The sequence below is a fragment of the Nostoc sp. DSM 114161 genome, assembly GCF_052692665.1.
Map to the genome: position 1 here is coordinate 4,850,528 of NZ_CP195141.1, position 11,482 is coordinate 4,862,009.

Sequence of the window (11,482 nt, forward strand, 5' to 3'; positions counted from 1 at the left end):
ATTTTTCAAACTAGCAGGGTATTTTCTATGAACCGTGTAATATTTATGAACGTTTCAGCTGCCGGGCACGTAATTCCCACCTTTGGATTAGTGACGGAGTTGATGAAGAGAGGTGAAGAGGTAATTTACTACGAGGTTCCCCGTTTTCAACAAGAAATCGAGTCTTTTGGAGCTGCTTTTCGTTGCTATCCTCAACTCAATCCTGAGACAGCGCCACCATCTGAAAATGAAATGTCTCTAGTGCCCTCTCTAACTTGGTGTACTCGTGAGATGCTACCAGCACTCTTAGAATCAGTGCGTGCAGAAAAGCCAGATTATATTATTCACGACTCTCTCTGTCTCTGGGGAAGACTAGTGGCGCAGTTGCTCAATATTCCCGCTATTAATTCCATTGCTACAGCCGCTTTTACTCCCGAAAGTTTCTATGAATGTCCTTGGCTAAGGAAGAAACTACCACGATTGTTAAAAGAGGCGGCTGTCGGGATGAAGCACTATCGTCAACATCAACGTGAGTTACGAGCAACTTATGGTGTACCTCCAATTAAATTTGTTGACAGTTTTACTAATATTGAACCTCTCAACATTTGTTATTTACCTATAGAACTCCAACCTTATAGCGATAAATTTGATAAACGCTTTCATTTTGTTGGCCCTTGTAATCCAGTGCGGGCAGTAGAATATGATTTCCCAATGGAGAAATTGCATTCATCCAAGCTCATCCTGATTTCATTTGGGAACATTCACGACCCAGGTTTGGGATTTTACCAGAAATGCATTGAGGCTTTTGCTAACACCGATGCTCAGGTAGTAATGGTGTTGAGTCCAGCTTTAGATGTCACACTTCTAGGAGATATTCCAGAAAACTTTATCATTCGATCTATGGGTACTGTTCCCCAATTACAAATATTAGAACGTGCCAGTCTATTCATTATGCACGGAGCAGGCGGTGGAACACGGGAAGCTGTCTGGTATTCGGTACCAATGATTGCAGTACCACAAACTTATGAGCAAGAAATCATTTCCCGCCGCATTCAGGAGCAGGGTGCAGGAATTATGATGATGTTAGAAGATATAACTTCAGAAGGCTTGCAGCAGACGGCACAACGAATTTTTGATAATAACTCTTTCCGAGTAAATAGTGGTCGTTTGGGTGATGCTTGTCGTGCGGCTGGCGGAGTAAAGCGAGCGGTAGATGAAATTCTGCGATATGTTTATGAACAGAAATCTTCACAGCCATTACAATATATATCTTAATTGCTGCTAGAGAAGTTAGAAAAAATTTGTAAATAAAGTTATACCAATTCTCCATGAAGATGCACTTAAATTCACAGAAAATTGGTATTACATAAGTAGTACTGTTTTGATTTTTTTGAAGTGAGCTTCTTTTATAAACAAGCTCACGCGAAAGAATCACACAGTACCTTTGAGAAAAGAGCGAAAGAACCAGTATGGTTCTAAAAGCATACCGAATAAAACTCTGGTTATCTGGTGTTTTGCAGGCAACCAAGAAGTAGTCATGTGGTGTATGGTATAAGTCTCTGAGCTAGGCTGACTCTTGAAGATTTTGCCGTTTAGTTCCATTGGAGCACCTGGTTCAAAAATATATCCTGGGCATATACGAACTGTGGGACTTTCATGGAATTTACTTGCTACTACGGAATCATTTAACATGATAGGCCCGGTGCTGTAGCCCACATAATAAGGCATGGTATTTTGGGCTGAATTATCTTTGCGTTTTTGTAATTCATCGAAGACTTTTAGCCAGAGGGGATGCCCTGGAACACTTCCCATAATGGCATTACTAAAGCAAACTAATTTTGAAAGCACAAGCTCAAAATCTGCTAATAAATCATCAAGTGGTTTGAGGCATTCAATATCCATATCGATATAGAAGCCTCCATAATGGTGAAGGATGAAATAGCGTATGGCATCAAAACGTTGAATTTTATGGGGATAAGCATCAAATATTGGCAGAAACCAGGAATAATTATCTGCCATAAATTTCCTTGCTCTGGCTTCATCCCAAAATTGGTGTTCCCAATCAGGGTGATGATGCAAAACTGTTTGATGATAACGACGATATTTTTCTGGTATGGCTGCTTCTCCCAGAAAAAAAATCTGATGGATTATTTTGGGAATTTTAGTCATGGGGTATGTTGAGGAATGGGCCGGGGAAATAGAGAAGAATTAGAGCGTTTTATTGAATAAATAGAATAAATTCCAGCGAATTAACAAAATTATCTTATTTACCCAATAATTAACTTCAATTTTTCTTTACATGCTTCTTTTCTCTCCCCCTGCCTCTTCTAACTCCCCTGCTCCCCCTGCTCTCTTATTCCTGCATCGCCTGACGTAAACTTAAAGGACGCATATCTGTCCATACTTCTTCGATATAGGCTAAACATTCAGCTTTAGGGCCTTCTTTGCCTACTGATTTCCATCCTAATGGCAGTTCCTGTTTCCATTTCGGCCAAATTGAATATTGTTCTTCATGATTGACTACTACAAGATAAATAATTTCGTCGTTGTGTTCGTTGTTACTCATGATTTTTTAGGCTCCTTTATTTTGGTGATTGGTCTATTACCCATTACCTTTAACTAATATGCCGTCATCGCTTAAGTTTACGGAACGGCGTTGACGCGATGCTTTGGGAATATCGGCGGTTGTTTGCACAGATGGAGAAGCTGCTAGTAAAAGAGCGATCGCTTCTGGGGTGCGATGGGTGAATAATTGAGGTAGGGGAAACTCGGTTTGATAGCTTTGGCGCAAACGGATGGCTAATTGGGTAACTAGCAGGGAATCTCCGCCAATTTCAAAGAAATCATCGGTAATTCCTACCCGTTCTATTTGTAATAAACTAGCCATCAGGGAACAGATAGTTGCTTCTTGGTCATTTCTGGGTGCAATGTAAGGTTTATTTGTCCCACTCCAATCGGTTGCGGGTAAGGCTTTGTAGTCTACTTTGCCGTTAACTGTTAAGGGAATTGCTTCTAGTGGCACATAGACCACTGGAATCATATAGTCTGGTAATTTGCTCTTTAAAAACTCTGGTAAGACGGTTTTCAAGTCTGAATCGGTATTAGAGATAAAGTAAGCAATTAGCCGATTATCTCCATTTGCAGCTTTCCTTACAGTGACTAAGGCTTCTTTTACTTGGGAGTGAGTGCTGATAACAGCGGCAATTTCACCTAGTTCAATACGAAAACCGCGTATTTTAACCTGCTGGTCGGCGCGTCCGAGATATTCTAGTTCGCCATTCGGTAGACGACGCGCTAAATCTCCACTGCGATATAGACGACTACCAAGAGTTTTGGCGTAGGGGTCGGGAATAAATCTCTCTGCACTTAAACGAGGCTGATGCAGATAACCCCGCGTCACTCCCGCACCGCCAATGTAGATTTCCCCAGGAACCCCTATCGGCATTGGTTCCAGGTTCTCATCTAAGATATAGAGATTTAAATCGGGAATCGATTGACCAATAACGCTACCTTGATTGGCGTTTATATCTGCTTGGGTAATCGGTCTATAGGTGACATGAACGGTGGTTTCGGTAATACCGTACATATTAATTAATCTCGGTTTTTCGTCGCCATATAACTCAAACCACGGTTGTAGGCTTGGTAGTTCTAAGGCTTCTCCCCCGAAAATGACGTAACGCAAAGGTAGCTTTTGTGTCTCTGATGTGGCTAATTGGATTAATTGCTTAAAGGCTGATGGAGTTTGATTTAATACCGTAACTTTGTGGTTTTGGAGCAGTTGGAAAAAGTCTTTTGGTGAGCGACTTGTCCAATAGGGGACTACGACTAGTTGACCGCCATATAGCAAAGCTCCCCACAGTTCCCAAACAGAGAAGTCGAAGGCGTAGGAGTGAAACAACGTCCAAACATCTGCGCTGTTAAATTCAAACCAGGATTGAGTAGCTTTGAGCAGGCGGATAACGTTGGCATGGGTAACGACACAACCTTTAGGTTTGCCTGTGGAACCACTTGTATAAATTATATAAGCTGGATGCTCTGGTAATATCTGGACTGCTAAGGACTTATGGCTTTGATTTTCTAGTTGGGTGGCTATATCTTCTAGAATGATAATTTCGGTATCACCTGCGGGAATTTGGGGAACGACTGAACGCTGGGTGATGAGTAGAGAAACGCCACTATCTTGTAATAGAAATTCTATGCGATCGCTTGGATAACTAGTATCAACAGGAACATAAGCACCACCAGCTTTGACAATTGCTAGGATGGCTATTACTAAATGTTCCGAACGTTCTAAACAAAGCCCTACAAGGGTTTCTGGTTTAACGCCTTTGCTTTTGAGGTAATGTGCAAGGCGATTGGAACAAGTATTTAATTCCGCAAAACTGAGAGCAGTTTCTTGGAAACAGAGAGCGGTTTTGTCTGCATATTGGGACACCGCTTGAGCAAAGGCAAAAACCAGGGTTTTGTCAGATAGATAACTGGCTGAGTCGAGATTGGAAGCTTGCAGTAGGCTTTGGCGTTCTTCAGAAGAGAGGAGCGATCGCTTGTGGTATGGTGTTTGTGGTTGAGTGGCAAGTTCAGTCAAGGCAGTTTGATAATACTTGCTATATTGCTCAACTTGTACATCGCCAAACTGCTGCACGTCATAGATTAAATTTAATTGCAGGGCTGCACTTCCTGGAACCAGACAAAACTCTACTAAAAAGGGAAAGTCTGTCTCTTCAAAAATATCAACGTTGTTAACTTCAACTTGAGGTAGATTTAGCAGTCCTTCATATACGTGAAAATGGACGTAGTTGAATCCCACTTCAAATAAAGGACGCCGATCGATCAGGCGTTGCATCTCAGCTAATGGGAAATTCCGATAAGGGAGGATATCCTGTTCAGCACGGAAAACGGTTTGGATTAACTCTAACCAACTACCGGATGTTAATTCCATCCTCAACGGTATCGTATTGACGAACAAACCTAACAGATTTTCACTGTCAAGGGTTTCGGGTCGTCCATTGATGACATTACCAGTCACAACTTCATTTTGTCCAGTTAAAAAGGAGAGAACGCGCAGATGCACGGCTAAAAGCGCAGTTTTCAGAGGGACTCCAGCATTTTTGGCAAGTTTGTGGAGGCTATTAGCTAACTGCTCGTCAATAGGGATTGATAAGCGTTGCAGATGGCGTTGTAAAGACATGGAATGCTCTACATTCAGACGCGGGAGGGTGCTAACTTCCAAGTTGCTGAGATGTTTTTGCCAAAATTCTTGCAGTTGCTTGTCAGCGATCGCTTGTTGTTCTTGAGCGATAAAATCTCTGTAAGCAATCTCTGGAACTGTCAAGGCTGGAACATTTCCGGTTTCTAAATACTGAACATAACGTTGTAATAATTGCGTGAGTAATGTTGCGACACTCCAACCATCCAGAATGACGTGGTGAAAACTGAAGCTGAAGCTGAGTTGGTCATCTGAGAGTCGGTGAATCTGGAAGCGGAATAAGGGAGGTTTCGCGATATTAAAGGAGCGGGTTTTTTCAGACTCAATCCATTTGGCGACTTGCCCAGGTGCATTCGCTCCCAAATTACGCAAATCGACAACCGTTAAAGGTAATTCAACTTGAGCGTGAACAATTTGAATCGGCGTGCTGTATCCTGTCCAGTGGAAAGAAGTCCGCAATACTGAATGTGCGCGGCAAATATCAGCGATCGCATTTTTCCAAGCTGCTTCTGAATAAGTAAGGCGTAAATCAAAGGTGAAAATTTGGTGGAAAATTGCCGAGTCAGGATGCATCTCACTGTGATAGAGCATTCCCCCCTGTAAACTAGAGAGGGGATAAGCATCTTCGGCATCTTTTGGTAAGCGCTGGCGATCGCTTTCAGACAAAAGGTCAATTACCGTATTTTTACTTAACTCAGTTGTAGTTAATGCTGATTTTCTTACAGCCAACTGACGCACAGTTGCAAATTCATAAAGTTCTCTAGCGGAAATTGCAAAACCTGCTTTTTTAGCTTTAGCGATAACTTGCAAAGCCAGAATTGAATCTCCGCCAATTTCAAAGAAATTATCGTCAATCCCGACTTTTTCCAGACCAAGAACTGCGGCTACAATTGCACAGAAGCTTTCTTCATCAGCATTGCGGGGAGCGACATAATCTTCTTCTACCCTTAAAAGGTTCCAATCGGTCGCGGGTAATGCTTGGGTGTCAATTTTACCATTAACAGTCAACGGGAAGGCTTCTAAACTCACATAAGCTGCTGGTACCATATACTCAGGCAGCTTGGTTTTGAGATACTGACGCAGTTCATTAATATTAGGATGGGATTCTCCTGGAACATAATAAGCAACCAGCCTATTTTCTTCTTCCCATTCATCAGTCAAAATCAAAGCTTCACGAACTTGAGAATGGGACGTTAACGCTGTTTGGATTTCTCCCAACTCAATCCGAAAACCGCGAATTTTGACTTGTCTATCTATCCTTCCCAAATATTCTAAATCTCCGTTAGGCAATCTCCGCGCTAAATCGCCACTGCGGTAAAGTCGTCCTTCTGCAAAAGGATTCGGTAAAAATCGTTCTGCTGTAAGTGCGGGACGATTTAAGTAACCGCCAGTCACCCCTGCACCGGCTACATAAATTTCTCCTGGTAATCCATCAACAACGGGTTCTAGCTTTTCATTGAGCAGGTATATTTGCAAGTCGGGAATCTCTGTACCGATTACACTAGCACGATTTTTGCTAAGGTCAGACTGGGAAATGGGGCGATAGGTGACGTGAACGGTGGTTTCTGTAATGCCGTACATATTAATTAAACGCGGGGTTTTATCCCCGTACCTTTCCAGCCAGGGACGCAGACTTGGCAAATCCAAAGCTTCACCGCCAAAGATAACATAGCGCAACGCCAGTTTTCCCACACTGGCTTCGTCGGCACGAATCAGTTGGTTGAAGGCGGAAGGAGTTTGATTCAGGACAGTTACTTTTTCTGTGGTGAGAAATTCGCGGAATGATTCTGGGGATCTACTCAACCAGAACGGAATAATAATCACTTTTCCCCCGTAGAGTAAAGCTCCCCACAATTCCCAAACGGAAAAATCAAAGGCGAAGGAGTGAAACAGCGTCCAAATATCTTGTTCGTTAAAGCCAAACCAAGCTTCTGTGGAACGCATTAACCGGATGGCGTTAGCATGGGTTACAACACAACCTTTGGGCGTACCCGTGGAACCACTCGTGTAAATTATATAAGCTGGAAATTCTGGTTTTAAGTAGATTGCTGGCGATGTATCTGGTTGATTGCTAAGTTCCTTTTCTATAGATTTGAGGGTAAATGCTACTACTTTTTTGTGAGTCAATTCTGATAAAATTGAGTCTTCAGAAATGAGTGCGAAAATCCCGCTATCTTGCAGAATTAGTTGCAGACGTGCAGAGGGAGAATTAGGATCTAGAGGAACATAGGCTGCACCAGCTTTCAGGATTCCTAGTATGGCAATAATTGTGTTTTCAGAACGTTCTAAACATAATCCTACTCGTGTTCCTGGCTGCACTCCTTGGCTTTGTAAATAATGAGCTAGGCGATTCGCCTTTGCATTGAGTTCGGCGTAGGTGAGCGTGATTTTGTTAAATTGAACTGCTGGATTTTCAGAATATTTGTTGGCCGTGCTATCAAAAGCGGAAATGAGTGTTTCTATGGTTGACGCGAAACCTAACCCCCTAATTTCCTTACCTTGTAGGAAAGGGGGAAGATTCAAAGCCTCTCCCATTTTAGGGGAGAGGTTTTCCAAATCCCCTGAAATGCTTACTTCCGGTAATACAATAGAAATGCTAGAAATGGTTTGTTCTAAATTTTCTCCAGCCTTATTAAACAGGTTTTGAAAGTCGGTAACTATCTGTTCTACTATCTCAGAATCTAGATAAGAAAGGTTGTAGTCAAAATCAATTTTGATGTCACTATGTTCCTCATATTCTCGCACATAGATAATCAGTGGAACTTTTTGTTGACGACTGTAGAGAGGAACACAGCTTGTTTTAGTATCAGCAAAACATTCGTTGTAATCGTGCCTTTCGTAGGAAAGATAAACTTCAAATAAATGGTCTTTGCTGCTTGGTTGTAAGCCAGAGATTCGCTTTATTTCTCCTAAGGAGAAGCGTTGATGGCGATAGTCTTGCCGCAATAGAGAGCGGATTTGATCTAGAAGTTCATGGACTGTTTTATTGCCATCGATCTCCACCCAGAACGGAATAGTGCTGACAAATAAACCAATGGCATCCTTGAAGCTTTTTTTATTGCGATTTAAAAGAGACAATCCAACAACTAAATCACTTTTATTATAGCGTTTAGTTAAATAAATTGTAACTAAACTTAAAATTAGATGAAAGACATTCGATTGAATATTTTGGCAAAGAGTATTAACCCGGTTATATTGCTCGCGAGAAATATAAATAGATTGACGGTTTCCCATCAATTGTTGGGGCTTAATTTGAGGAAAAATCTTAGATGAAACCTGTTTGAGGCGTTCCTGCCAATATTCGCGATCGCGCTGAAAATTCTTGGATTCTAAATACTCTGATTCTTCCTGAAGATATTCAATTAAAGACCAATTTCTTTCTGTTTGATTATCCGCACCTTTGTTGATAATTTGATTGTAAGTCTTGATAACTTCCCTGAAGAAAATAGAGGTTCCCCAACCATCAGTAATGGCATGATGATATTTAGCAAAAATAATATGTTTTTGGCTGTTGGTACGAATTAGTTGAAAAGCCACAAGTGGGGAATTTTTCGCAAAGCTAAAAGGCATGGAAAATTGCCTGTTTATATACTCTTCGGCATCTCGTTCACTATTTTCATGACTTGAAAAATCAACCAAAGTCACTTTTACATCTTGGTGGAGTGCAATTGTCTGCAAAGGCTTGCCTTCAGATTCATAAATTCGCGTTCGTAAACCTGGATGGCAGCGAATTACTTTGTTAATGGCATAATTAAAAACTTCAATATCAAAAGTACCCTGAACCGTGACAACTGCACCGATATTCAGATGGGAACCTTCCGGCCACATCATTTGGTCAATATAAATTTCTCTTTGATTAATTGATAATGGAAATATTTTATTCACAGTGTCTGTCATAATTCCTTAAATAAATTAACCTTTCTTAGGGGCAAAAGCTACAGCATAATTGGCTTTGCTCCCAAGTTAATATTTACTAAGCACACACGGAGTGAAAAATCTACTGTTTCTACAGAATATATACAACTGAGTTAATTATTTAACGCTTACCCTCAACTTGACACAAAACAGTAAAGTATCAAAATTAACTATGTAAGCCCCGTCATTCATAAATATGGATTAGCTCATTTTAGTTAGAATGTTTTCATTTTGATAATTTTCTCACAAAAGCTATAACTACAACTTATTACTAGTCAAAATGTGGTTGACAAGAAGATGATTATATGAAATATATGATCGTGTCAACACGATGATGTAAAAAATTTATCTTGCTCTGCAATTGAGGCAGGCTGTTTTATGCTGACGCCCAAGTCTTGAGAGGTAAAATTTTGCCAAAAATATTGTGAGTCTACAAGTGCAAAGGGCTGGAACTTCTAGTAATACAGACTATAAACGCTGGATGTATGTCTGCTTTGAGCGCAACGAGTAAATCGGTTTCAAGATTTTTAACCCAGAAATTTTAAGTAAAGACTATGCCTAAAAGAGTCATTTCTAAAGAACCCCTGTTTAACTTTCTTGACATTCATGTATCGGAAATAGAGAAACATCCCAGCGCTCTCCAAGATATGTTGTACAACCGCAGTTTCGAGGGTATGATTATCCGCGAGGTGTTGCCTCAAAATGTCGTCGAGCAGGTCGTCAATCGCCTAGAGAACAATGAAGGAGGCATGAGTTCGATCCTAGACTCTAAGTTTGCCGATATGGCTAAAGGGCCTTATAGTTTCGGTGAAAACATTATCTTTTGCGATCCTAACTTGCAGCAGTACTTTGATTATGCAGCAATCTTCCGGCAGAAGTGTCGCATATTATTCCAAGGGACGGTTGACTTTGAGAACCGAGTGGAGTCAGTGTTTAAATTTCTTTCCAGCGTCAAGAAAGTGCAAGTTCCCACTGGATCTGAAGGGCAGACTTACATTCCAGCTACTATCAGGAAGTTGCCCAAGGGACACGAGTTTACGATCCACGTTGGCAACGATTTCTTGAACAAGCCTCAAAGTGACCATTTAAGAACCCTGGTCGATATCACCGATCAGTTGAGCTTCTACATCCCCCTTGCTCTCCCCGAAGGTGGCGGCGATCTGATCGTCTACGGACTGGAATGGGACGGCGAACCCTTACCCTTTCAAGACGCAAGCTCAGAAAGCGGGTATAGTTCTTGGACATATCAACAATCACATCAGCCATTTGTTGAGCAGTATGGAAGCATGACCTTTGCACCCGGTCTTGGAGATATGATGCTATTCGATGGTGGTCGATTTTACCACTGTATCGCTCCGACAGTTGGCGATCGCGCCAGGATAACCATTGGTGGATTTCTCACCTTTTCTAAGGAGCATGATGCTATTTACTACTGGAGCTAATCCCGTATGACTAAAGTGAGTATTATTACTCCTTGTTACAACGCAGAAAAATACGTCGGAAAGGCAATAGAAAGTGTGCGTGCCCAAAGCTTCAACAACTGGGAGCATATTGTAATAGATGATGGCAGTACTGATAATTCTGCCCAAGTCATTGCATCCTATACCAAAATAGAGCCACGCCTGCGGTTAATCAGACAACCTAATGGTGGTGTTTGTAATGCCCGTAACAATGGCTTTAAAGAGTGTTTTCCCCAGACGCAATACTTACTATTTTTTGATGCCGATGACTACTTAGAACCGCAGATGCTAGAGGTAATAGTTAAATACCTTGACCAACATCCTCATGTTGGTGTTGCCTACAGCGATTACTGGCATATTGACGAAGATGATAGGATTTTGCCCAGAAATTCTTATTCTCGGTATATTCCTTCTGGTTTTGGAATAAAAGAGCTGCCTTATGAAACACCTGAGACACCTTTGGTAGCTGTTGGTTCAGGAGCGGCAATTGTCATGGAAAGCGGTTCTGTGCTGCGGCGATATATTTATGAAAAAACATCGGGATGGGATGAGTCGTTGGGACAGGGTGGAGAAGGAATCGATCTATTTCTTCAATTTGCGCTGTTTAGCGAGATCCATTTTGTACCGAAAAATCTGTATAAATATCGTCAATATCCGGCTCAATCCCATCGATTAGTAGACGATCGAGCTCAAGCTCGAAAGCTCATTGCTAAGTGGAAAGAAGGAAAATGGTTGACTCAAGAGCAAAAAGCCAAAGTAGCTCAAGTCCTGTGGTTTTATGAAAAAAGATTAATGGCTTTATTCGAGATGCAATCTGGAACAGACTTGATGCGGCGCGGACAATTTATTACAGCATTAAGGTTATACCTGGAAGCTGGGAAAAAGTATTTTATGTCATTTTTTCCAGCGTCACTTTAAAATA

6 protein-coding genes are annotated in these 11,482 nt (G+C 41.4%); 3 read left to right on the top strand and 3 right to left on the bottom strand.

What is annotated here, in order from left to right; all coding sequences use genetic code 11:
* Positions 1 to 27: 27 nt before the first annotated feature.
* Positions 28 to 1,254, top strand: coding sequence for a macrolide family glycosyltransferase (locus tag NSTC745_RS20860; RefSeq protein ID WP_445632644.1), 1,227 nt, complete (start codon positions 28 to 30; stop codon positions 1,252 to 1,254).
* A gap of 156 nt (positions 1,255 to 1,410) precedes the next feature.
* Here the strand turns inward: NSTC745_RS20860 and NSTC745_RS20865 are convergent, their stop codons facing one another.
* The 3 genes from NSTC745_RS20865 to NSTC745_RS20875 form a co-directional block, all read right to left on the bottom strand.
* Entirely contained in the window at positions 1,411 to 2,148 is a 738-nt protein-coding gene (locus NSTC745_RS20865; RefSeq protein ID WP_414569478.1) for a glycosyltransferase family 32 protein, read from the bottom strand.
* A 184-nt stretch (positions 2,149 to 2,332) separates the two neighbouring features.
* Positions 2,333 to 2,545, bottom strand: coding sequence for an MbtH family protein (locus tag NSTC745_RS20870; protein WP_335033007.1), 213 nt, complete (start codon positions 2,543 to 2,545; stop codon positions 2,333 to 2,335).
* A gap of 36 nt (positions 2,546 to 2,581) precedes the next feature.
* Positions 2,582 to 9,082: an amino acid adenylation domain-containing protein gene (locus tag NSTC745_RS20875; RefSeq protein ID WP_445632645.1), complete on the bottom strand. Its 6,501-nt coding sequence runs from the start codon at positions 9,080 to 9,082 to the stop codon at positions 2,582 to 2,584.
* Between the two features lie 572 nt (positions 9,083 to 9,654).
* Between NSTC745_RS20875 and NSTC745_RS20880 the strand changes: the two genes are divergently transcribed.
* Both NSTC745_RS20880 and NSTC745_RS20885 read left to right on the top strand, forming a co-directional pair.
* Positions 9,655 to 10,542 carry a 2OG-Fe(II)-dependent halogenase WelO5 family protein gene (locus NSTC745_RS20880; protein WP_445632646.1) on the top strand — a complete coding sequence of 296 codons (888 nt, stop codon included), beginning with the start codon at positions 9,655 to 9,657 and terminating at the stop codon, positions 10,540 to 10,542.
* Between the two features lie 6 nt (positions 10,543 to 10,548).
* Positions 10,549 to 11,478 (top strand): glycosyltransferase family 2 protein, encoded by a 930-nt coding sequence (locus NSTC745_RS20885; protein WP_445632647.1) that lies wholly within the window; start codon positions 10,549 to 10,551, stop codon positions 11,476 to 11,478.
* The last annotated feature ends 4 nt before the right edge of the window (positions 11,479 to 11,482 follow it).

Excerpts from the sequence above, each read along its gene's own strand:
- NSTC745_RS20860 (WP_445632644.1), top strand. The coding sequence starts at position 28 with ATGAACCGTGTAATATTTATGAACGTTTCAGCTGCCGGGCACGTAATT.
- NSTC745_RS20865 (WP_414569478.1), bottom strand. The coding sequence starts at position 2,148 with ATGACTAAAATTCCCAAAATAATCCATCAGATTTTTTTTCTGGGAGAA.
- NSTC745_RS20870 (WP_335033007.1), bottom strand. The coding sequence starts at position 2,545 with ATGAGTAACAACGAACACAACGACGAAATTATTTATCTTGTAGTAGTC.
- NSTC745_RS20875 (WP_445632645.1), bottom strand. The coding sequence starts at position 9,082 with ATGACAGACACTGTGAATAAAATATTTCCATTATCAATTAATCAAAGA.
- NSTC745_RS20880 (WP_445632646.1), top strand. The coding sequence starts at position 9,655 with ATGCCTAAAAGAGTCATTTCTAAAGAACCCCTGTTTAACTTTCTTGAC.
- NSTC745_RS20885 (WP_445632647.1), top strand. The coding sequence starts at position 10,549 with ATGACTAAAGTGAGTATTATTACTCCTTGTTACAACGCAGAAAAATAC.